Annotated in this window: 16 protein-coding genes; 5 read left to right on the top strand and 11 right to left on the bottom strand. The window is 69.2% G+C overall.

Features of this window, described 5'->3' with window-relative positions:
* Positions 1 to 78: 78 nt before the first annotated feature.
* Positions 79 to 1158 carry an acyl-CoA desaturase gene (locus AB0L71_RS09570; RefSeq protein WP_365240128.1) on the bottom strand — a complete coding sequence of 360 codons (1080 nt, stop codon included), beginning with the start codon at positions 1156 to 1158 and terminating at the stop codon, positions 79 to 81.
* Between the two features lie 648 nt (positions 1159 to 1806).
* On the opposite strand from AB0L71_RS09570, the gene AB0L71_RS09565 reads away from it, so the two are divergent.
* The 3 genes from AB0L71_RS09565 to AB0L71_RS09555 all read left to right on the top strand — a co-directional run bounded on the left by AB0L71_RS09565 (position 1807) and on the right by AB0L71_RS09555 (position 5379).
* Entirely contained in the window at positions 1807 to 2391 is a 585-nt protein-coding gene (locus AB0L71_RS09565) for a peptidoglycan recognition family protein (protein WP_365240126.1), read from the top strand.
* A 106-nt stretch (positions 2392 to 2497) separates the two neighbouring features.
* Positions 2498 to 3748, top strand: coding sequence for a GAF domain-containing protein (locus AB0L71_RS09560; protein ID WP_365240124.1), 1251 nt, complete (start codon positions 2498 to 2500; stop codon positions 3746 to 3748).
* A 107-nt stretch (positions 3749 to 3855) separates the two neighbouring features.
* Positions 3856 to 5379 (top strand): aldehyde dehydrogenase family protein, encoded by a 1524-nt coding sequence (locus AB0L71_RS09555; RefSeq protein ID WP_365240122.1) that lies wholly within the window; start codon positions 3856 to 3858, stop codon positions 5377 to 5379.
* Positions 5380 to 5641: 262 nt separating this feature from the next.
* Here the strand turns inward: AB0L71_RS09555 and AB0L71_RS09550 are convergent, their stop codons facing one another.
* Positions 5642 to 6193 (bottom strand): hypothetical protein, encoded by a 552-nt coding sequence (locus AB0L71_RS09550; protein WP_365240120.1) that lies wholly within the window; start codon positions 6191 to 6193, stop codon positions 5642 to 5644.
* A 260-nt stretch (positions 6194 to 6453) separates the two neighbouring features.
* On the opposite strand from AB0L71_RS09550, the gene AB0L71_RS09545 reads away from it, so the two are divergent.
* Complete coding sequence (locus AB0L71_RS09545) at positions 6454 to 7374, top strand: NADP-dependent oxidoreductase (protein ID WP_365240117.1); 921 nt, start codon at positions 6454 to 6456, stop codon at positions 7372 to 7374.
* Positions 7375 to 8087: 713 nt separating this feature from the next.
* Here the strand turns inward: AB0L71_RS09545 and AB0L71_RS09540 are convergent.
* The 4 genes from AB0L71_RS09540 to AB0L71_RS09525 all read right to left on the bottom strand — a co-directional run bounded on the left by AB0L71_RS09540 (position 8088) and on the right by AB0L71_RS09525 (position 14210).
* Entirely contained in the window at positions 8088 to 8954 is an 867-nt protein-coding gene (locus AB0L71_RS09540) for a TauD/TfdA family dioxygenase (protein ID WP_365240115.1), read from the bottom strand.
* Positions 8955 to 9085: 131 nt separating this feature from the next.
* The gene (locus AB0L71_RS09535; RefSeq protein ID WP_365240113.1) at positions 9086 to 9775 is read right to left on the bottom strand and encodes a helix-turn-helix domain-containing protein; all 690 of its coding nucleotides are present in this window, start codon (positions 9773 to 9775) and stop codon (positions 9086 to 9088) included.
* A 1149-nt stretch (positions 9776 to 10924) separates the two neighbouring features.
* Positions 10925 to 11662 carry a beta-phosphoglucomutase family hydrolase gene (locus tag AB0L71_RS09530; protein ID WP_365240111.1) on the bottom strand — a complete coding sequence of 246 codons (738 nt, stop codon included), beginning with the start codon at positions 11660 to 11662 and terminating at the stop codon, positions 10925 to 10927.
* A 199-nt stretch (positions 11663 to 11861) separates the two neighbouring features.
* Complete coding sequence (locus tag AB0L71_RS09525) at positions 11862 to 14210, bottom strand: glycosyl hydrolase family 65 protein (RefSeq protein ID WP_365240108.1); 2349 nt, start codon at positions 14208 to 14210, stop codon at positions 11862 to 11864.
* A gap of 799 nt (positions 14211 to 15009) precedes the next feature.
* On the opposite strand from AB0L71_RS09525, the gene AB0L71_RS09520 reads away from it, so the two are divergent.
* Positions 15010 to 16239 (top strand): cytochrome P450, encoded by a 1230-nt coding sequence (locus AB0L71_RS09520; RefSeq protein ID WP_365240106.1) that lies wholly within the window; start codon positions 15010 to 15012, stop codon positions 16237 to 16239.
* 124 nt (positions 16240 to 16363) lie between these two features.
* On the opposite strand, the gene AB0L71_RS09515 is transcribed toward AB0L71_RS09520, so the two are convergent.
* The 5 genes from AB0L71_RS09515 to AB0L71_RS09495 form a co-directional block, all read right to left on the bottom strand.
* Entirely contained in the window at positions 16364 to 17620 is a 1257-nt protein-coding gene (locus AB0L71_RS09515) for a cytochrome P450 (RefSeq protein WP_365240104.1), read from the bottom strand.
* Positions 17617 to 18234, bottom strand: a complete 618-nt coding sequence (locus AB0L71_RS09510) for an ATP/GTP-binding protein (protein WP_365240102.1) — start codon at positions 18232 to 18234, stop codon at positions 17617 to 17619. The genes AB0L71_RS09515 and AB0L71_RS09510 overlap by 4 nt, the downstream gene beginning before the upstream one ends.
* Positions 18215 to 18571, bottom strand: a complete 357-nt coding sequence (locus AB0L71_RS09505; RefSeq protein WP_365240100.1) for a DUF742 domain-containing protein — start codon at positions 18569 to 18571, stop codon at positions 18215 to 18217. Before AB0L71_RS09505 ends, AB0L71_RS09510 begins: the two co-directional genes overlap by 20 nt.
* Positions 18568 to 18987 carry a roadblock/LC7 domain-containing protein gene (locus tag AB0L71_RS09500; RefSeq protein WP_365240098.1) on the bottom strand — a complete coding sequence of 140 codons (420 nt, stop codon included), beginning with the start codon at positions 18985 to 18987 and terminating at the stop codon, positions 18568 to 18570. The genes AB0L71_RS09505 and AB0L71_RS09500 overlap by 4 nt, the downstream gene beginning before the upstream one ends.
* Before the next feature lie 120 nt (positions 18988 to 19107).
* On the bottom strand, positions 19108 to 20892 hold the full coding sequence (locus AB0L71_RS09495; RefSeq protein WP_365240097.1) for an ATP-binding protein: 1785 nt from the start codon (positions 20890 to 20892) through the stop codon (positions 19108 to 19110).
* Between the last annotated feature and the right edge of the window lie 739 nt (positions 20893 to 21631).

Below are 21631 nucleotides of genomic sequence, written 5' to 3'. Positions count from 1 at the left end.
GCCGCTCCTTCTCCGACAACGCCTGCGGCGCCCCATCGGTTCCAGCCTGCCGGCCCCCTCGCCGGTCGGCAGAAGTGGTCACCTCAGCGGGTCGCCGACCTCGTGCAGGTACCGCAGCGCCTGCCGGTAGGACTCGATCGGTCCGGCTTCCGTGTACGGCAGGCCGAGCGCCTCGCAGTGGGCGCGCACCATGGGCTGCGCCAGGCGCAGATGGGGGCGGGGCATGGCGGGGAAGAGATGGTGCTCGATCTGGTAGTTGAGCCCGCCGAGGAACCAGTCGGTGAGGGCGCCGCCGCGTACGTTGCGCGAGGTGAGGACCTGGCGCCGGAGGTGGTCCCAGCGCTCTCCGTCGGGATCGGGCATCTCCATGCCCTTGTGGTTCGGTGCAAAGGCCATGCCCAGGTGGAGACCGAACAGCGCATGGTGCACCAGCGCGAAGACGACGGCCTTCCCCGGGGACATGGCGATGAGCAGCAGGGTCGCGTACAGGCCGAGATGAGCGAGGAGGAGCAGCGCCGACAGGGCGCGTTCCCGGGCGGGCTGCCGCCGCAGGTACTGGAAGCCGGACACCTTGAGCGCGATGCCTTCGAGGAGCAGCATCGGAAAGAACAGTGCGGCCTGGTTGCGGGTGACCCATCGGACGAGCCCCTCGCGCTGGGCCGCCTGTTTCTGGGTCCAGACGAGGGCGCCGACACCGACGTCCGGGTCCTTGTCGATGTGGTTGGGGTGAGCGTGGTGGCGTACGTGCTTGTCGTTCCACCACGCCTCGTTCATGCCGAGCAGCAGGTTGCCGTGAACGAGGCCGATGATCCGGCCGGCTCTGCGGTCACCGGTTATCTGGGCGTGTCCGGCGTCGTGCCCGATGAACGCGGTACGGGACCAGAAGACTGCCAGCGGCACTGCGAGCAGCAGGGCCCACCAGGTGTTGCCGAGGAGGAACACTCCCGCGAACACGGCAGCCAGCGCGATCAGATTGGCGGCGATGCCTGTCGCGTACCAGCCGGTGCGCCGTTCCAGGAGCCCCTGTCCCCTGACCGCGCGCAGGAGCGGCGCGAAGTCGCTTCCCCGGCTCGGAGCGGCCCCTGAGCCTCCGGCACCTTCCGTACTCTGCGCACCGTCACGGGTGCCTTCCACGACGGTGTCCACGGCCTGGGTCATGAGGTCTCCTGTTTCGGGAAAGGTGCGCTGACCTTTGGAAACGTAGGGCGACCAAGGGGGCGTCAACCATGAGGTCACCACCCGGGTATCCAGGGGGTCAGCCCCCTCCTCCGAATGGGGGGCTGGCTGCACCCCTCTGTTGACCGGTCCGATGCCGCGGCAGGATGTCGCACGAAAGACCACGGACGTCCGGCCCGAGCCCCGGACCGCTGCGCGGCCGGCTCTGCACCGGGCTGATGGCGATGGCAGGACGTCGCCGCTCCGTCCACATTCAGAACTCCTGCCATCTTCCGCCACTCGTTCAACGCCCGTACGGTAGGGCCCGCGAGACACGGGGCCGTACATCGGAGAACACCTTCCGGTCAACAAACAAAGGAGAACGAGGGTGTCGGGGGAAGCGAGCAGCGGGCTGCCGTGCGATGTCTTCGGGGCGGGTGCAGTCCCCTCCGGGCACACCTCGGCCATGACACCCGGTACCTCCTGCGGCGCCGCATCGCGTTCGACCCCGCATTCCCGCTCCTGTGTGGACGGAACTCGCAAGGAATTCCGGGCCCGTGGGCAGGTCTCGCCCTGAGCTCCACCGCCCTACGCGGGGACCGCGCCACTGCTGTCCTCCCACCCCCCACTGCTCCCCCCACAGGAGAACTCATGCACCGCAGAAGGATTCTTCAGGGCGCCGCCGCAACGGCCGCCGCCGCACTGATCCCCACCTCCACCCATGCCGCCGCGGCAAGCACGACGGACTACTCCCTCGCCACCTGGACACCCGCGTCCACGTCCAACTACACGACGTCGACGCGGCCTTCGGCCTATCCGGTCGACTATGTGATCATTCATGTCACGCAGGAGACGTTCGCCGACACGATCGGCATCTTCCAGAATTCCGCGAAGCAGGTCTCCGCCCACTATGTGGTCCGTTCGGCGGACGGGTACATCGCCCAGTGCGTCCGGGAGAAGAACATCGCCTGGCATGCGGGCAACTGGGACTACAACACCCGCAGCATCGGTATCGAGCACGAGGGCTGGGTGGACCAGCCGGAGTACTTCACCAACGCCATGTACGAGCAGTCGGCGCTGCTGACCGCCTCGATCTGCGACCGGTACGGCATCCCCAAGGACCGTGCGCACATCCTCGGCCATGCCCAGGTACCCGGCAGCACCCACACCGATCCGGGCTCCGAATGGGACTGGGTGCGTTACATCCGTCTGGTCAACCTCTACTCGGCCGGCTGACACACCTCTCACCACCCCGTCCGGCCGCTCTCCGCACCACGGTTGTCGCAGACGTCGACTGCGGCCACGATGGAAGGTGCGCGAAGCCCCTGGACGGGAGGGTGAGTTGGCAGATCCCTGGACGGCCCTGCCGGCCGATACGGACCTCGGTGAACGACTCGGCCAACTCCGGTACGCCCACGAGGTGTTCACCACGGCCGGACGACTGGAGCAGCCGGTCCGCCCAGTGGTCGGCGAGTCGTGGCGACGCTCGGTCCGGGCTCGGGTGAGCCCGGACGGTGCGCCCCTGGTCGAGCTGGGCTCGGACGAACTGGGGCCGTACCGTGCCGGGCATCCGCTGGCACCGGCCATGCCGGTGATCCGGGAGCTGATGGGCGCGTACGCGGCGGACGGCGAACATCTTCTGGCGGTGTGCGACGCGCAGGGCAGACTGCTCTGGGTCGAAGGCCACCCGGCGCCCCTGCGAGCCGCGGGCCGGATGAACTTCGTGGAGGGCGCCCGCTGGTCGGAGTCCGCGGCAGGAACGAACGCGCCGGGCACCGCCATCGCAGTGGACCGTCCGGTGCAGGTCTTCGCCGCGGAGCACTTCCTGCGGACCGTCCAGCGGTGGACCTGCGCGGCGGCACCGCTGCACGACCCGCGCACCGGACGGGTGCTGGGCGCTGTGGACATCACCGGTGGTGACCGTCTCGCCCACCCGCACAGCCTGGCCTTCGTACAGGCGGTGGCACGCGCGGCCGAGTCACAGCTCGCGCTGCTCGCTCCCCCGCCTGCCGAGGAGAGGGTGCAGCTCGATGCGCTCGGCCGGGACGAGGCCCTGCTCGTCGCAGCCGGCCGCAGGATCCGGCTGAGCAGAAGGCACAGCGAGATCCTGGTGACGCTCGCCCGTCACCCCGAGGGTCTCGGTGGCGACGAACTCCTCGTCGAACTGTACGAGAACGAATCGGTGAACCCCGTGACGCTGCGGGCCGAACTCTCGCGGCTGCGGCGGCTGCTCGGCCCCGAACTCCTCCTCTCCCGGCCCTACCGCCTGTCCGGGCGGGTCGAAGCCGACTTCGACACGGTGGCCCGCAGGGTGGCGTCCGGTGCGGTGGCCGCGGCGCTCGGCGCCTACACCGGTCCGCTGCTGCCCGGCTCCCGGGCCCCCTCCGTCGTCCGGTTGCGCAACCGCATCGCCGACCAGTTGAGGGCGGCCCTGATCGCGCGCGCCGACCCGGGGCTGCTGGCCGACTGGGCCCACAGCCCCTGGGGCGAGGACGATCTGCCGGTCTGGCAGGCGCTCGCTGCCGCGGTACCCGCCGGACAGCGTCCCGCACTGCTCGCCAGGGCCCGGACGCTCGACGCCGAACAGCGGTAACCACTCCTCCCCCGCGCGCACGCAACGGAGTTGCAACGTCGTTCCGCCTACGCTCCCTCCCAGGGCCGTCCAACGGCGGGCGGCACCGGATCCGAGAGGCCACAGAGATGACCCGTTACGCCGCACCGGGCACCGAGGCTGCCATCGTCACGTACGAGTCCCGCTACGACCACTGGATCGGCGGCGCGTACGTCCCGCCCGCCCGTGGCCAGTACTTCGAGAACCCCAGCCCCGTCAACGGCCGCCCCTTCACCGAGATCGCCCGTGGCACCGCCGAGGACGTCGAGCGGGCCCTTGACGCGGCACACGCCGCGGCCCCCGCCTGGGGAGCGACCGCGGCAGGCGACCGCGCCTCGGTCCTCAACAGGATCGCCGACCGGATGGAGGCGCACCTGGAGGAGCTGGCGGTCGCCGAGAGCTGGGAGAACGGCAAACCGGTACGCGAGACCCTGGCCGCCGACATCCCCCTGGCCATCGACCACTTCCGCTACTTCGCCGGCGTTCTGCGCGCCCAGGAAGGTTCGCTCAGCCAGCTCGACGACGACACGGTCGCGTACCACTTCCACGAGCCGCTGGGGGTCGTCGCGCAGATCATCCCGTGGAACTTCCCCATCCTGATGGCGGCCTGGAAGCTGGCCCCCGCCCTCGCGGCCGGCAACGCGGTGGTCCTCAAACCGGCCGAACAGACCCCGGCGTCGATCCACGTATGGCTGAAGCTGGTGGCCGACCTCCTTCCACCCGGCGTCGTCAACATCGTCAACGGCTTCGGCGCGGAGGCCGGCAAACCCCTCGCCTCCAGCCCGCGCGTCGCAAAGGTCGCTTTCACCGGTGAGACCACCACGGGGCGGCTGATCATGCAGTACGCCTCGGAGAACATCAAGCCGGTGACGCTCGAACTGGGCGGCAAGTCGCCGAACATCTTCTTCGACGACGTGTGGAACGCGGACGACGACTTCCGCGACAAGGCCCTCGAAGGCTTCACCATGTTCGCCCTCAACCAGGGCGAGGTCTGCACCTGTCCGTCGCGCGCCCTGATCCAGCGCGGTCTCTACGGCGAATTCCTTGAGGCGGGCATCACCCGCACCGAGAAGATCGCCACAGGGCACCCCCTGGACACGGACACGATGATCGGCGCCCAGGCCTCCAACGACCAACTGCAGAAGATCCTCTCCTACCTGGACATCGGCCGGCAGGAGGGCGCGAAGATCCTCACGGGCGGTGAGCGCATCGAGTACGACGGCGAACTGGCGGGCGGCTACTACGTCCAGCCGACCATCTTCGAGGGCAACAACCGGATGCGGATCTTCCAGGAGGAGATCTTCGGCCCGGTCGTGGCGGTCACGTCCTTCTCGGACTTCGACGACGCGATCCGCACCGCGAACGACACCCTGTACGGCCTCGGCGCGGGCGTATGGACCCGCGACATCAACACCGCCTACCGGGCGGGCCGCGCCATCCAGGCAGGCAGGGTCTGGACCAACTGCTATCACGCGTACCCCGCCCACGCCGCCTTCGGCGGATACAAGCAGTCAGGGATCGGCCGCGAGAACCACAGGATGATGCTGGAGCACTACCAGCAGACGAAGAATCTGCTGGTGTCGTACTCGGCGAAGAAGCTGGGCTTCTTCTAGACGCAGGAAAAGGGCGCCTGACCAGGGCAGATGCCCGGCAGGCGCCCTTCTCGACGCACGTCTGAGCAGCGAGTCGAAACACGACCCTTCTCCCGAGACCTCCCACCCGTATCCCAGCTCCGACCAGCAGTTCCGGGGCATTTCCGGGCCATAGCTGCGGCTCACCGACCGGGCACCGATCCGTCGCAGGTGTGATCCGCCCCTTCATGCCGAGCTGCCGGGCGGACACTCCACAACCTCGAACGGCACCGCGGACGGGTGGTCACACCACCCCGGAGCACGCGCCGAACACGCGGCGGGCCCGCGCCGTCGACCTGAAGGCGTGACTGGTCTTCCTGCTTCTTCCGACCCTGATCCGCCGGCCGCGCCTCCTGGGCAGGTGGACCAGTTCGCCGGCTGACAGCGCCGCCCGGTCCAGTCCGGCCGCCTGTGTCCGCCGGACACGGAGCGGCCCGGCCCGGGTCGACGATGAACAGCGGCGCATGTTCTCTACGAGTTCCCTGCCCGCCACGCTATGAGCAGGGGTGCCCAGCTGACCCAGCACGGACAGGCCACGCTCGGTGCCTGCGGAGTCTTCCTCGCGGGAATCGCCGAGCGGCATGTCACCGGCCGGCCGACGCGACTGAACCAACGCCAACCGCCGGCGCTGCCCGACGTCGAGGCCCAGCAGATCCTTGCGCCTGCAACCGGTGGCAACACCGGCACCGCGCCCCGCGCCCCGTGCCCGAGTCAGCAGGCCCCCGAACACCTCGGCGAGGCCGGCGACGTCCAGCAATTTCCCCCCGTCCTGGACGAGGATCGTGCCTCGATGCATGTCGTGATCTCCAGGCCCCTCCTGGGGGGACTGGATGCGAGTGGCTCACGGCCGGACCGAGGCGGCGCTGCGGGCCGCTCGGTCGGCACCGTGGAGAACGGGCGCACGGTCCACTCGCGGCACTGCGCATCGGAAAGCAGGGACATCACCCGCGCCTTCCTCCTGCTCCTCTCGGAACGGTGCACGACAGCTTCCCCCGAAGCTCCACTGGCATGTCTACGTCCTACGTCTCTCAACTACACACCAAGAAAGAAACACCTGTGCGAGCAATCACCGTCCGAGATCCCGAAGCCGGAATCACCGGGATGACCCTGGAGGACCTTCCCCATCCGCACGCCACCGAGAACGACGTCATCGTGCGGGTGCACGCCGCAGGCTTCACCCGAGGAGAGCTCTCCTGGCCCGCAACCTGGTCCGACCGTGCCGGCCGCGACCGCACTCCGAGCGTGCCCGGCCACGAGGTCTCAGGAGTGGTGACGGAACTCGGCTACGGAACGACCGGTCTCACCATCGGCCAGCGGGTCTTCGGGCTGACCGACTGGACCCGCAACGGCTCACTCGCCGAGTACGTCGCCGTGGAAGCCCGCAACCTGGCGCCGCTCCCCGCAGACGTCGACCACACCGTCGCAGCCGCACTGCCGATCTCCGGACTTACCGCCTGGCAGGGTCTGTTCGATCACGCCCACCTCGCCTCCGGCCAGGCCGTCCTGATCCACGGCGCCGCCGGCGGTGTCGGCTCGATCGCCGTCCAACTCGCACACGAAGCCGGAGCCCACGTGACCGGCACCGGCCGCTCCGCCGACCGGGACGCGGTCCTGGCCCTGGGCGCGCAGGCGTTCCTCGACCTGGAGGCTGACCGGTGGGAGGAAGCCGGTCCGGTAGACGTCGTATTCGACGTGATCGGCGGCAACGTCCTCGACCGCTCAGCCGCGCTCGTGCGCCCTGGCGGCACACTCGTCACCATCGCCCAGCCGCCCAGCGTTCGCCCCGGCGACGGGCGGGCCCTCTTCTTCGTCGTGGAACCCGACCGCGCACGCCTCACCGACCTCGTTCGGCGACTGCAGGACGGCCGGCTCCGGGTGCGGGTCGGCGCGCTCCGGCCGCTGGCCGAAGCCTCCGCCGCCTTCGCCTCGCACCAGCGCATCCCCGGCCGCACGATCATCCGCGTAGCCGAGGACTGAAGATGGAACAGCGGGCCGGGCGGACAGGATGGACACTCGACGCTCATATCACAGCGCGTCCCTGCTCACCGGCATGTTCAGGACCAGGTCGTGCTCCCCGTGCAGGATGTGCCGGCGCCGGTACTGGTCCCGGTGATGTCGTCCGGATTGACCTGGAACGGCCACAGCCCCTTCGGGTAGGAACTCGGCCGCCCGCCCCTGGGGAGCCCCGCGCCGTCGTAGCGGCACCCCCGATCTCCACCCCGCAGGGCTGGATCGTCCGTCAGGAGGTCTCCAGGAACTCCAGGCCCAGATGCGGATCCCGCGGCACCTCGACAGTGGGTGGCGCCGGCCCCGCAGGCGGCGCGGGTCGGGCGGGCGGCGCAGCCGGCTCAGCAGGTGGGGCAGTTCATCGGGGCGGGCCGGCTCGGAACCGGCGAGTTGGCCCAGCCCGGTGGGGATGGGCGATGTTGGCGCAGCAGGCACGGTCTTCCCTTGTGGTGATCAGCGAACTCGACACTCCATGATCACCGGGAGCCGTGCCTGCGCGTCTGCCTGCCGAACGGATCACCGTCACGGCCGAGTTGGAACAACAGGCCCACACCGGCCCCGTCGGGCCGACCGCGAGAACGACGGAGCCCTGAGCCGAGGCCCCCATGCCGGAGATAGCGGAATTCCTGGCGATGCTCGCATTTCCGCGATCTACCTGGCACGGGGACACGTGCGTCCTGTGATCACGCGGGACGGTCACCGATAATGGTCACGCGTTCCATGAGGCGGGTATGGGGGTAGTAGTCGCCGCTGGCGTAGTGCTGGGTGGCGCGGTTGTCCCAGAAGGCTACGGTGCCGGGGCGCCAGCGCAGGCGGCACTGGTACTCCGGGTGACGGGCCTGATCGAAGAGGAAATCAAGGAGTTCTCGGCTCTCCTCCGGCTCCAGGTCCTCAATATGGCTGGTGAATATCCGGTTGACGTAGATGAGCTTGCGGCCGGACTCGGGAAGCGTACGGACCACGGGGTGCACCGCCGGGGGGTACTTCTCCTGCGCGCGTGTGAGATCCTCGCCGCTGAGCCGCTTGCCGAAGGACTGGGTGAAGTCGTGAACGGCGCGCAGGCCCTGCAGCCGCGACTTCATCGCGCCGGGCAGGCCGTCGTAGGCGGCTGCCATGTCCGCCCACAAGGTGTCACCTCCCACATCGGGAACGTGTACAGCGCGCAGGATGGACCCCATGGGCGGCGTCACGTCGAAGGAGACGTCGGAGTGCCACACGTTCTCCACGGCCGGGGAGTCGGCACCGCGGGAGAGCCGGACCACCTCGGGCAGGTCTGCCTTGGGCAGGAAGGGGTGGATTTCCGGGACGCCCCACCAGCGCGCGAAGTCACGGTGCTGGTGCGCCGTCAGGTGCTGGTCGCGGAAGAAGAGCACCTTCCACTCCAGCAGTGCACGGTTCAGCTCCTGGAACAGCTCCGGCGTGAGGGGCCGGGCCAGGTCGACGCCGGCGATCTCGGCGCCGATGGTCGGACTGCACGGCGCGAGTTCGATCAACTCGTACGGTGCACGGGGGCTGAAGTCTCCGGTGGGGGTCAGTTCGCGGACAGGCACGGCCGATACGCCATTGTCAAAAACCGGGCGATCAGTTTCAGACATGGTGGTGGTCATGGTGATCCTCCCTGGGATGGAGTGGGGCACAAGGTGTGAGGCTCCGGGTTCGCGGCATACGGACCGCGCCGGGTTCAGCTACTACGGACTGCCGCACCGGCCTCGGCCCGCGCCTGTCGCAGGGTCGATGGACGGCACGGTGCCGTAAGGACAGCCGCCGCCGAATCGAGCAGGCCGGCGACGAACAGCTCGGCGGAGCCCAGTTCGTGCAGCCCGCCCGCATGCCGGCGGGCTTCGAGGTCGGCGAGCGCGTGGGCAAGGAAGCCCGTGAAGTGCCACCAGCGCTGTGCGACCAGCGGCTCGGGCAGGGTGTCGCGCAGCATCCCGTAGGCACGCTCACGCAGCACCGCCAGGCCGCGCCCCCCGGGACGCGCTTCCAGCTTGGTCAGCGTCAGCGTGGGCACATCGCGGTGCACGCTGTATGCAGCCTGCACGCAGAACCGCAGGTACCAACTGCCCGACGGCGCGCCGTCCAGCAGTTCGGCCAGGGGCCGGACGAACGCCTCGGCGATCGCGTACGGGTCGCTGCCCCGCCCCTCGCTGTCGAATGTGTCGATCAGCGCCACTCGGCGCGCGTCGATCGGCACCTGGCGATGCTCGAAGATCGCGTCTACGAGGCCCTGCTTGGAGTCGAAGTGGTATTTGACCGCGTTGTCGTTGCGCTGGCCGGCATCCGCGGCGATCTTCCGCATGGAGACCGCGTTGATGCCGTGCTCAGCAAAAAGTCGCTCAGCGGTCGCGATCAAGTAGAGCTTGGTTGACACGCTCTGACTATCCATAACTCGGAAGCTAACACACATGCGTTAACAATGGAATGCCGCAGGGCAAGGGTAGGCCGAGAGGGCGTCATGTCGAACGAGGGCAGGGGCACACCCCTACTCGTGATTGACCGTGCAGGAAGGAAGACTTTGCTCTCCTGTAGGGCGCGACTGCCCGCCGCGGCACGGAAGCCTTCGGCAGCCTGGACGTCGAACGGCTCGACCTGGCATGGGGGCCTCGGTTCAGGGCTCCGTCGTTCTCGCGGTCGGCCCGACGGGGCCGGTGTGGGCCTGTTGTTCCAACTCGGCCGTGATGGTGATCCGTTCGGCAGGCAGACGCGCAGGCACGGCTCCCGGTGATCATGGAGTGTCGAGTTCGCTGATCACCACAGGGGAAGACCGTGCCTGCTGCGCCACCATCGCCCATCCCCACCGGGCTGGGCCAACTCGCCGGTTCCGAGCCGGCCCGCCCCGATGAACTGCCCGACCTGGTGAGCCGGCTGCGCCGCCCGCCCGACCCGCACCGTCTGAGGGGCCGGCGCCACCCACTGTCGTACGTCCTGGCCCCGGCCGCCCGCGCGGTCCTGGCCGGAGCGACGTCCCTCCCCGCGATCGCAGCCCGAGTTGTTCGACCTGCTGCCCAAGGTGAACGCGGGCCTGTTGCCGCAGCCGGCCGTTCTCGGCCCGGAGCCGTTTGATCTCATGTCGTGCGAGGAGCAGGTCGGTCTGGTCGCGCCGGCGGTGGAGACTCTCCGTCCACTCTGCTGGTCCTGGGCGGCCTGGCGGGCCCGTGCCTGGTCGATGCGTTCGCGCAGGCCCGGCGCATGGACGAGCCAGCTGGAGACACCGGCCCCGCGGGCGACCGTGGCACAGCTGATGCGCCGGTTGTCCCGGAGCATGTTCTGGACAGCCTTGGGAACGCGTCCGCGTTTGTCGGCACTGTTCCGCTGACGTGCGGCTTTGAGGACCTCAGTCGGCGAAGCAGCTGGGCTTCTTCCAGAGGCATGAAAGAGGGCGCCTGAACCGGGGACACTCCCAGCCGGGCGCCCCTCATCGCCCGCAATCACGCAGTAAATGGACTTTCTTCCTTGCTCCCGGTTCATCCCGCGGCCGTCCACGCCCGGACTGCTGGTCCGGAACAGGACCTGTACGGGATCACGAGCGCTCCCCCAGTTCCGCGAGGTCCCGTACGACCACGTCGGCGCCGTGGGCGCGCAGCGCGTCCGCCTGGCCGACGCGGTCCACGCCGACGACGTACCCGAAGTGTCCCGAGCGCCCGGCGTCCATGCCGGCCAGTGCGTCCTCGAAGACGGCGGCGGCTTTCGGTTCGACGCCCAGGTCACGGGCCGCGGCAAGGAAGGTGTCCGGGCGCGGCTTGCCCGGCAGATGCCGATCGGTGGCGACGATGCCGTCGATACGGACGTCGAAGAGGTGCTCGGCACCGATCGACCTCAGGATGTCGCGGCAGTTGGCGCTGGAGGAGACGACGGCCGTACGCAGGCCTGCGGCGCGCACGGTCTCGATGAAGCGGATCGTGCCGTCGTAGGCCTCGACACCGCGCGTGCGGATCAGTTCCAGGAAAAGTTCGTTCTTGCGGTTGCCGAGGCCGTTGACGGTCAGCCTGTCGGGCGGGTCGCCGGGGTCTCCCTCGGGCAGGTGGATGTCACGGGACGCGAGGAAGGTGCGCACGCCGTCGGCGCGAGGGCGCCCGTCGACGTACTCGTCGTAGTCGGCGTCGTCGAAGGGCCGGTAGGAGTCCCCGTCCCGCCGGCGCAGGAAGTCGTCGAACGTCTGCCTCCACGCGTCCGCGTGGACGACGGCGGTCTCGGTGATGACTCCGTCGAGGTCGAAGAGGCATGCCTGGATACCGTCCGGAAGACCGAGCTCTGTCATGGAAGCCACCTTCCTCGAAGAACGTCCCGCGGAGGGTCGCGAGTGTCCCGTTTCGCCGCTCGAACCCTCAGACGGACCGGGTGAGGCGGCGAGGGTGGTGGTGCGGCCGCGGAGCCGACCGGGCGCCGGATTCCTCAGGAAGCTCAGGAACTCCGGCCAGGCTGCCGCGGTGGCCGTACACCACCTCGCCGAGCGGCCCTCAGTGGGGGCGCACCGGGCGGCGGCCCGGGGGCTGGGCGGGTTCGGGCAGGACGGTGGGCGGCTCGAGGGGGCGACTCTCCACGCTGTCGCGGGTCACGGTCACGGTCTGTCCGCAGTGTTGGATCTGGATGGGGTCTCCTTCCGTCAAGGTGTACGAGGCATGGGTGTCCGTGATCTCGACCCTCAGGCATCGCTGCCGCACCTGCACCGAGAAGGCCAGTCGGCTGAGTCGGTCGGGCAGCCTGGGATCGAAGCGCAGGGTGCCCGCGCGGTGGTAGCGCATGCCGCTGAAGCCACAGACCAGGGCGATCCAGCTGCCGGCGAGGGAGGCGATGTGCAGGCCGTCCCTGGTGTTGTTCTCCACGTCCGCCAGGTCCATCAGCGCAGCCTCGCCCAGGTAGTCGTAGGCGAGTCGCAGGTGTCCGACCTCGGCTGCCAAGGTGGCCTGGACGCAGGCGGACAGGGAGGAGTCCCGGACGGTCAGCGGCTCGTAGTAGGCGAAGTTGCGTGCTTTCTGTTCCGTGTCGAAGGCTTCGGTGAAGAGGTACATCGCCAGCACCAGGTCCGCTTGTTTGATCACCTGTTTGCGATAGAGGTCGAAGTACGGGAAGTTCAGCATCAGCGGGTAGTCGTCCGGGCCGGTGGACTCGAAGTCCCACACCTGGCGACTGGTGAAGTCCCGGGACTGCTCGTGGACTCCGAGGACGTCGTTGTAGGGCAGGACCGTCGCTTCGGCAGCATCGCGCCATGCCCGGATCTCCTCCTCGTCCACGCCGAGCGCTACCGCCTGTTGTGGGTGGCGTTCGGCCGTGTCGGCGGCGGCGCGCAGGTTCGCCTGAGCCATCAGGTTGGTGTAGGTGCTGTCGTCGGCGAGTGCGCTGTACTCGTCGGGGCCGGTGACACCGTCGATGTGGAAGTGGCCGTGCTGGTCGTAGTGGCCCAGGGAGTGCATCATCCGGGCGGTCTCTGTCAGCAGTTCGACACCGGTCGTACGCTCGAACTCCTCGTCACCGGTGATCAAGACATAGCGCACGACGGCATCAGCGATGTCCGCGTTGATGTGGAAGGCGGCCGCCCCCGCCGGCCAGTAGCCGGAACACTCCGCGCCGTTGATGGTCCGCCAGGGGAAGGCGGCGCCCTTGCGGCCCAGTTGGTCGGCACGGTTGCGCGCGGCAGGCAGGGTGAGCCGACGCCAGCGCAGTGCCTCGGCAACGCAGTGTGGGTAGAGGAAGGTGAGCAGCGGGAGGACGAAGATCTCGGTGTCCCAGAAAGCATGTCCGTCGTAGCCGGAGCCGGTCAGGCCTTTGGCCGGGACGCCGTGGCGCTCGGCTCGGACTGCGGCCTGCAGCACGTGGAAGAGCGCGAAGCGGACTGCCTGCTGGATCTCCGCGTCACCGTCGACCTCGACGTCCGCGTGCTTCCAGAAGTCGTCCAGGAATGCGCGTTGCTGGTCGACCAGTCCCTGCCAGCCGAAGGTGCGCGCTCCGGCTTGTGCGGCTTCCACCTGATCGCGCAGGGCCGGCAGGGAGCGCTTTTCCGACCAGCCGTAGGAGACCAGCTTCTCCAGCCGGAGGGTCTGTCCTGGCTCGAGTTCGGTGATGACGGTGAGCCGGGCGACGTCGTCCACGCTCGTGCTGGAGGTGCGAGTGGACGCCGGGCCCTGTACGACGTGGTCGGCGGCGGCCGCGATCCGCAGGCCGCTGCGGGCGGTGCGGTGCACCAGACGCAGCTGCGTGTCGTGGGCGTAGTTCTCCTCGGGCCGCAGCGGGGACTCGAGGGCGGCTGCGACCCGGGGATCGTCACTGGGGTGCGGCATGGGTTCGTTCGCGACGAGTTCGGACTGGATGACGAGCTGGACCTTGTCGTCCAGCGGCTGTACCTCGTAGGAGATCGCGCCGATGGCCCGTTGGGTGAAGGAGACGAGACGGGTGGACCGGACGCGGACGCTCTTGCCTGCCGGCGAGGTCCACTCGCATATGCGGTGCAGCAGTCCGCTGCGCAGATCGAGCACCCGCTCGTGGTGGCGGAGCTGCCCGTAGCGCAGGTCCAGTGGCTCGTCGTCGACCATGAGGCGGATGACCTTGCCGTCGGTGACGTTGATGACCGTCTGACCGGACTCCGGGTACCCGTAGCCGGCCTCCGCGTACGGCAGTGGACGCAGTTCGTGGAAGCCGTTGAGGTAGCAGCCGGGCAGGCCGTTCGGCTCGCCCTCTTCGAGGTTGCCCCGCCATCCGATGTTCCCGTTGGACAGGGCGAACAGCGATTCACTCTGTGCCAGGACGTCCCAGTGGAGACTGGCCTCGCGCAGTCGCCAGGGCTCGACCATGTAGGCGGAATGGGTGATCATCTTCGGTCCTCCCGCGTCGGCCCGCCTGGCAGGTCCTTCGGGCCCGACTCGGGTACCGGGTAGGCCCCTCAAGCATGGTCCGTTTCCGGGCGGTATGGCGGGGTCGCTCCAGCACCGCGCAGGTCCTCGATTCCGGAAGTGTCGAAGCCGCGTTCACGCTGTCCGTATTCGGTGTGCTTCCCCAGGTCCGGGGCCGGACTCGGGCTCACCTTCTGCTCCGGTACAGCCGCACGTGGGCTGTCCATGGTCAGGCGCTACCGGTCGCTGCCACCGTCGTTCGGTAGGAGAATCCGGCTGGCGAGGAGTTGGTTCCGAGGTGCATTCGTTTCGAGCGTGTGGGCGACTCGGTTGTTGCGTCGGCAGCGTCGAGCAGCTCGCGCCACTGGGCGAGGGGACGGGCAGCGAAGGTGCCGACCACCGCCATCCTCAGCGTGCGCACACCACCAGGTTAAACAAGCGAGCGGGGCGGCTCAAACGGAGTGAAGCGACGGCCTTCTTCGCGAAGGAGAGAGACCGGTCAGCGCGATATGCCGGTTCATCCACGCGAAGAAGGCGAACTACCTGATCACGCTGCTGTGCAAGGTGATGAAGACCGCACGGTCCTCCGCGGAGAACTCTGGCCAATCAAGCGTTGTATGCAGTTCGACGCATTCAGCAGCTCGGTCGGCGCGGGTGCACGCGGTGATGCAGCAAGGATTCACACAGTGGCGGATCCGGCAGACGGTGGGGGCGCTGTCTTGGTTGACTATTGATCAACTACCTTGTGTAGTAGGCAATTCACTGACCTTGAGGGAGCCCTATGTCCACCGCGCAGCAGGTGCCCGACATCCTGTCGTCCGAGTTCGCCGCAGCCCCCTACCCGGCGTACCGTCTGATGCGCGAGACCGCGCCCCTCATCTGGCACGAGCCCACGCAGAGTTACATCATCTCGCGCTACGAGGACGTCGAGCGCGTCTTCAAGGACAAGAACGGCGAGTTCACCACCGACAACTACGACTGGCAGATCGAGCCCGTGCACGGCAGGACGATCCTGCAGCTCAGTGGTCGTGAACACGCGGTGCGTCGCGCTCTCGTCGCGCCTGCCTTCCGCGGTGCCGACCTGCAGGAGAAGTTCCTCCCCGTCATCGAGCGCAACTCACGCGAACTGATCGACGCCTTCCGGAGTTCCGGCTCCGCCGATCTGGTCGGCGACTACGCCACCCGCTTCCCGGTCAATGTGATCGCGGACATGCTGGGTCTCGACAAGGCGGACCATGCTCGCTTCCACCGTTGGTACACCACCGTCATCGCTTTCCTCGGTAACCTCTCGGGGGATCCCGAGGTGGCTGCGGCGGGCGAGCGGACCCGTGTGGAGTTCGCGCAGTACATGCTGCCGATCATCCGGGAACGCCGCGAGAATCTGGGCGACGATCTGCTGTCCACGCTGTGTGCCGCCGAGGTCGACGGTGTGCGGATGAGCGATGAGGACATCAAGGCGTTCTGCAGCCTGTTGCTCGCTGCCGGCGGCGAGACCACCGACAAGGCGATCGCCAGCATTTTCGCGAACCTGCTGCTCCATCCCGACCAACTCGCCGCGGTCCGCGCGGACCGCGGCCTGATCCCGCGGGCCTTCGCCGAGACCCTGAGGTACACCCCGCCCGTCCACATGATCATGCGGCAGTCCGCGACCGAGGTGGAGCTCAGCGGCGGCACCATACCTGCCGGTGTCACCGTCACCTGCCTGATCGGGGCCGCCAACCGGGATGAGAGCCGTTACCGCGACCCCGACCGCTTCGACATCTTCCGCGACGACCTGACCACCACGACCGCCTTCTCCGCCGCCGCCGACCACCTGGCCTTCGCGCTCGGCCGGCACTTCTGTGTCGGCGCGCTGCTCGCCAAGGCGGAGGTCGAGATCGGCGTCAGCCAGTTGCTGGATGCCATGCCCGACATGCGCCTCGCCGACGGCTTCGATCCGGTCGAGGAAGGTGTCTTCACCCGCGGACCGCAGCGCCTGCCGGTGCGGTTCACGCCCGTGACGGCCGCCTGACCGGCTTGCCGACGTCACCGCCGGGGTGATGGGCCCCGTCCGGGGCCCATGTGCCTGCGCTGCCGCACCACCGGGTGCGCGGGGCTGCCGCGTGCCCGGGCTGCCGGGTCATCGGGCGCCCGCCCTACTGCACCACTGGTGTGAACTGCACCGGCAGCGCCGTCAGCCCCCGCATCCAGATCGACGGACGCCAGGTCAACGTCTCCGGCTCCACCGACAGCACGAGGTCGGGCAGCCGTTCCAGCAGCGTCTCGACCGCGGTCCGCGCCATCACGTCCGCCAGCAGCGGTGCCGGATAGGGGCAGCGGTGCTCGCCGTTGCTGAACGACAGGTGTGCGGCGTTCTCCGCGCCGACGTGGGCCTCCGGCCAGATCTGCGGATCGGTGTTGGCCGCGGCCAGCCCCAGCACCAGGCAGTCGCCTGCCCGGATCTGCCGCCCGCCCAGCTGGATGTCCTGAACGGCCCAGCGCCCGATGAAGTTCTGTGTCGGTGTGTCCAGCCACAGCGCCTCGTTGAGTGCCTCGCCCACACTGAGCCGACCACCCGACACGTTCACCGCGAACCGCTCGTCCGTCAGCAGCAGCCGCAGCGTGTTGCAGATCCAGTTCGCGGTCGGCTGCTGCGCCGCGGCGATCACCGAGATCAGGTCCTGGACGATCTCCTCGTCCGTCAGTCCGGCCGGATCCAGCAGCATGCGCGACGTGACGTCCGGACCGGGGCTGTCCCGCTTGTCCTTCACCAACTGCCGCAGTCGATCGGCCACGCGCCCGTACGCCGCCACCGGGTCGTCGCCCTCTGCCGCGTCCAGCGAGATCCGCAGGTCCTGGACGAGCTGCTGAGTGTCCTCGCCCGAGGTGGGCATCCCGCACATCTGCACCACGGCCCGCATCGGCAGGGCATGCGCGTAGCCGGTCATCAGCTCCGCCTGCCCGCTGCCCGCGAAGTCGGCGATGAGCCGGTCGGCGATCAGCTGGCAGTTGCGCCCCAGCTCGAACTGGTCGACGCCCTCCAGCGCCTGAGTGATCACTCCGGCCCGCCGCCGGTGCTCGTCGCCCTCGGTGAACAGCACCGACGGCTGATAGCCGACGTACGGCAGCAGCGGCCAGTCCGCCGGGATGTTCTCCCACTGGTTCCACCGCCGGGAGTCCCGCGCGAACAGCTCGTCGTGGCTGGTCACGTACGTGACCTCGGCATAGCCGAGCACCAGCCAGGCCGGGATGTCCCCGTCGAGCAGCACCGGCGCGACCGTGCCGTGCTCGCGGCGCATCGCGCGATACAGCTGCGACGGCGTCTGCTGGTACTCGAGCCCTGCCAGGCGCACCACGTCGGTGTGGGCGGGGCAGCCCGGCAAAGCCTGATGCGCGGAAGAGGGGTCGGTCATGGTGTCGCCTCCTGGGCCATTGCCATTGCGTACAGGTGGTCCACGAGGGTGACCAGCACGTCCTTGCCGGACTGCCGCAACCGTGCGTCGCAGTCGACCATCGGCACGTGCTCGGGCAGCGCAAGCGCCTGGCGGATCTCTTCCAGGGCATACCGGTGGGTGTCGTCCTCGAACCGGTTGACGGCCACCACGAACGGCGTCCTGTGGTGTTCCAGGCGGTCGATCGCGTACCAGGAGTCGTTCATCCGGCGGGTGTCCACCAGCACCACGGCACCCAGCGTTCCGGAGAACAGCCTGTCCCACAGGAACCAGAAGCGCTCCTGGCCCGGCGCGCCGAACAGGTAGAGGACCATGCGTTCGTTGAGGCTGATCCGTCCGAAGTCGAACGCCACCGTCGTGGTGGTCTTCGTCGAGACCGCGCTGGTCTCGTCGACGCCGACGCCGGCCTGCGTCATCACCTCCTCGGTGTTCAGTGGCCGGATCTCGCTCACCGAGCGGACCAGGGTCGTCTTGCCGACACCGAAACCGCCCACGATGACGATCTTCAGGCCGGTCTCCGCGGCGTCGGCCAGTGGCGTGCGGTGGGAGGGCAGCTCAGAGGTTGCGGAGCCCATGGAGCACCTCCTTGAGAAGGGCGGAATCGGGGAGCGCGGCGACGGACCGCGCCGCGGGCGGGTGGCGGGCGGTGATGCGGCCCATGTCGAGCAGGTCACCGAGCAGGATCCGTACCACCGTGATGGGCAGTTTCAGTTCCGCGGCGATCTCGACGACAGCCGTGGGGTGTTGGCACAGTTCCAGGATCCGGGCGTGCTCCGACTGCATTCCCACTGCGGGCCGGCACTCACTGACGATCAGGGTGACCAGGTCGAAGGAGTCGTCGGCGCGGCTCCGGCCGGCCGTGACCGTGTAGAGGCGGTCCGGGTCACCGGTGTCCACGGGCTTGCGTATCACGACGCGGCACTCCCGGGAGCAGGCTCTCGGGGCTCGGCGCGCAGGTGTTCGCCGATCTGCTCCACCAGTTCCGTCATCTGATGGCCCACTACGCCGGGGTCGGCGTTCTCCTGGGCGAGGACGGCCAGATGCGCTCCTTCGCCGGCCTCCACGATGAACAGCAGGCCGCCGTGGAACTCGGTCATGGACTGCCGGACGCCGCCCGTACCGTCGCCGAACTCGGCGGACGCACCTTGGGCCAGGGCCTGAATGCCGGAGCAGATCGCGGCCAGCTGGTCGCCCTGGTCGACCGTCAGGTGTTCGGTCCAGCAGAGTTTCAGGCCGTCCCGGGACAGGGCCAGAGCGTGCCGGGTGCCGGGGGTGCGCTCCAGGAGGCTCTGGAGGAGCCAGGTGAGGCTGTTGTCGGTGGTCTGCATGATGGGTGATGGGACGGTGGTGCCGGTTGACCGGTCACCGGCCCGTTCCTCCAATCTCAGGAACTCGGGCGGGAAGTGGGCGCCGACGCCCCGGGCCCCGTACGGGACACGGGGGCGGGGCTACGGGGCGATCGGCGGCTCGGACTCGGGCCGGGCATCCGGCGCGGCGGTGCCGCCCGCGGACCGGCGCCCGCGGTGGAAGGCGCCGAACCGGGTTCCCGCGTCGCGTGCCGGGCGCTGCTCCGGGCGGTCTGCGTCCGCCGTCTCGGACGATGCCTCGGATGCCGCCTCGGACGCCGACCGGCGCTGCTCGCGTTCCCGCTCCGCTTCGGCCATGGTGCGGCCGGGTGCGCGGACGGGCAGGCCGTTCGGCGTGGAGCCGGTGGCGGGCCGGGGCCGTCCCTGTTCGTGCTGTCCCTGTTCGGGCTGCTCCGGGACACCGGGACGCGAGGCGGGCTCCGGCACCGGGGCCGGGGCGGGCGAGGCGGTGGGGGCGGGGCCCGGCGTGGGCGCGGTCCTCGTGGCGGGGAGGCCGGCCGCCCCACGCACCACGGACTCGCGCCGTTGAGCGAGCAGTTGCTGGGGCAGCAGGACGACGACGCCCGTGCCGCCCCGCGACGAGGGGCGGTAGTTGACACTGATGCCGTACTTCACCGCGAGCCGCCCGACCACGGCGAGGCCGAGCCGGGGGCCCTGGAGCGAGGCGAGGTCGGTCATGCGACCCGACACCGCCTCCTCGGCGCGGCGCATGGCCGCGTCGGCCATCTTCAGGCCGCTGTCCTCGATGGTGACGACCAAGCCGGCACTGCGGTCCTCGACGTAGACGTGCACCTCGTCGATGGGCGGGGAGAAATTCGCGGCATTGTCCATCAGTTCGGCGAGCAGATGCATGACACCCTCGGCGGCGAAGCCGGAGACAGCGGCGGTGGTGGAGCAGTGCAGGCGCACCCGCTGGTAGGCGGCGATGCGGCCGACGGCACCGCGCAGGATGCTCTCCATCACGATCGGCTTGTTCCAGGCGCGGCTGGACCGGCCACCCATGAGCAGCGCGAGGCGGTCGGTCATCAGGCCGAGCTGAGAGGTGCTGTGGTCCAGCTTCAGTAGGTCGCCGAAGACCTCCTGGCCGTGTCGTTCCTGCATGTCCCGCAGGTCGGCGAGCATGCTGACGGACTTGGCCTGGACGCGGTTGAGCGCCCTGGCCGAGGCGGCCTGCGCCGCGGCGGCGCGCCGCTCGCTGTGGGCGAGTTCGCGGACGAACGACTCGGTCGGGGTACGGACCATGGGCAGTCGCGGCAGGTCGAGCTCGACGAGCACCGTGTCGGCGGACTGGCCCTCGCGCAGCCGGGCGACCGCGGCCGGCAGGGTCTCCTGCGACAGCCGCTCCAGCGCGGCGGCCGCCTCGTTCAGCTCGTACTGGACCTGCCGGCGCGCCCCGTCCAGGGCGGCCGCGTGCTGCACGCCTTCCGCGACGACGGTGGCGAAGGTGTGCACGATCCGGCCCAGCTGCGGGTCGGCCGGTGGGGGCACGCTGCCCAGCGCGTCGGCCGCGCTCGCGCCGTCACGCAGCTGCCTGGCCAGTGCAGGCAGCGTCACGTTGACCAGGTGCGTGGTCTCCCCCAACAGCTGCGCCGACTGCGCCTTGAGACGTCCGGTCTCGGAGGTCTGCGCAGCGGCCGTACGCCGGGCCCGTTGGACGAGCCGGTGGCTGACGAGGACGGACGCGGCCACGCACACCCAGGCGACCGCCGCCACGGTCAGCGCCCAGGTGCGGGCGCCGGACGGCGCCAGGGCCACGGCCACGCCGCCGGCCCCTGCACTCACCACCAGCGCGATCAGGGGCGTGGTCGGCGGGGTGCGCGGCGCCTTCGCCGGCCGATGCTGACTGGGCGGTGCAGGCACTGACATTCAGCGGTCCCTCGGTCCATGAGATCAGAAGAAGCGGGGCAGCCGACTCACGGCTGCCGCAGGCCGGAAAAGGGGGTCGTCAAGAGGACGACGGCCTTCCGACCGGGCACCTGATCATGCTAGCCACATCGCCGAGGGAGAAAATCTGACTAGCCGCAAAGTTCGCCGGTGAATCAAGTTCGTCGTGAACCGGGCACCCCACGTTCAGTCTGTGATAAAGAGCATGACACCCCCTCAGTCCGCCAGAACGTAGAGCAAGGAAGCAAGGTACGTTGACGAAGTGTCAGAATTGTAAAAATGGAGGATACCCAAGCATCAACTCCGGTCATACACAGCCACTTTCCAGCCACCCATGCGAAGGTCAAAGCTGAACCGCCCTCCATTCCAGTGCTGTTGGAACACCCAGCGAGAGCTACGGCGACCAAGTCGAACCCGCTCAGCGGAAAGCACACGCCGGGGGGCGAGGTCTGCGGCAGACAGCCGGGCTGCACGCCGGGTTCAGTCCGCCGGCAAGCCACCACAGCGGTGCCCAGGGTCGCGGCGAGCCGTGCGGTGGCCACGGTCGGCACGGACCGGCCAGGTGGGGGTGGCACCTCGGGCCGCAGCAGGGTCATGAGGCCGACGCGGGCCTCGGCAGCGACCAGGGCAGCACCCACCGGCAGTTCGCGGCCCTGGGACATGGCGCTTGCGAGGCGAGGCAGCAACCGGAACGCGGCGGTGCCGCCGGAAGCGACCATCC

Source organism: Streptomyces sp. NPDC052052 (assembly GCF_040680455.1).
Lineage (GTDB): Bacteria > Actinomycetota > Actinomycetes > Streptomycetales > Streptomycetaceae > Streptomyces.
The sequence above is the reverse complement of the archived record's forward strand: the minus strand, read 5'-3'. Positions and strand labels throughout refer to the sequence as shown.

Coding starts and splice junctions, on each gene's coding strand:
- AB0L71_RS09570 (WP_365240128.1), bottom strand. CDS start 1,158: ATGACCCAGGCCGTGGACACCGTCGTGGAAGGCACCCGTGACGGTGCG.
- AB0L71_RS09565 (WP_365240126.1), top strand. CDS start 1,807: ATGCACCGCAGAAGGATTCTTCAGGGCGCCGCCGCAACGGCCGCCGCC.
- AB0L71_RS09555 (WP_365240122.1), top strand. CDS start 3,856: ATGACCCGTTACGCCGCACCGGGCACCGAGGCTGCCATCGTCACGTAC.
- AB0L71_RS09550 (WP_365240120.1), bottom strand. CDS start 6,193: ATGCATCGAGGCACGATCCTCGTCCAGGACGGGGGGAAATTGCTGGAC.
- AB0L71_RS09530 (WP_365240111.1), bottom strand. CDS start 11,662: ATGACAGAGCTCGGTCTTCCGGACGGTATCCAGGCATGCCTCTTCGAC.
- AB0L71_RS09525 (WP_365240108.1), bottom strand. CDS start 14,210: ATGATCACCCATTCCGCCTACATGGTCGAGCCCTGGCGACTGCGCGAG.
- AB0L71_RS09520 (WP_365240106.1), top strand. CDS start 15,010: ATGTCCACCGCGCAGCAGGTGCCCGACATCCTGTCGTCCGAGTTCGCC.
- AB0L71_RS09515 (WP_365240104.1), bottom strand. CDS start 17,620: ATGACCGACCCCTCTTCCGCGCATCAGGCTTTGCCGGGCTGCCCCGCC.
- AB0L71_RS09510 (WP_365240102.1), bottom strand. CDS start 18,234: ATGGGCTCCGCAACCTCTGAGCTGCCCTCCCACCGCACGCCACTGGCC.
- AB0L71_RS09500 (WP_365240098.1), bottom strand. CDS start 18,987: ATGCAGACCACCGACAACAGCCTCACCTGGCTCCTCCAGAGCCTCCTG.
- AB0L71_RS09495 (WP_365240097.1), bottom strand. CDS start 20,892: ATGTCAGTGCCTGCACCGCCCAGTCAGCATCGGCCGGCGAAGGCGCCG.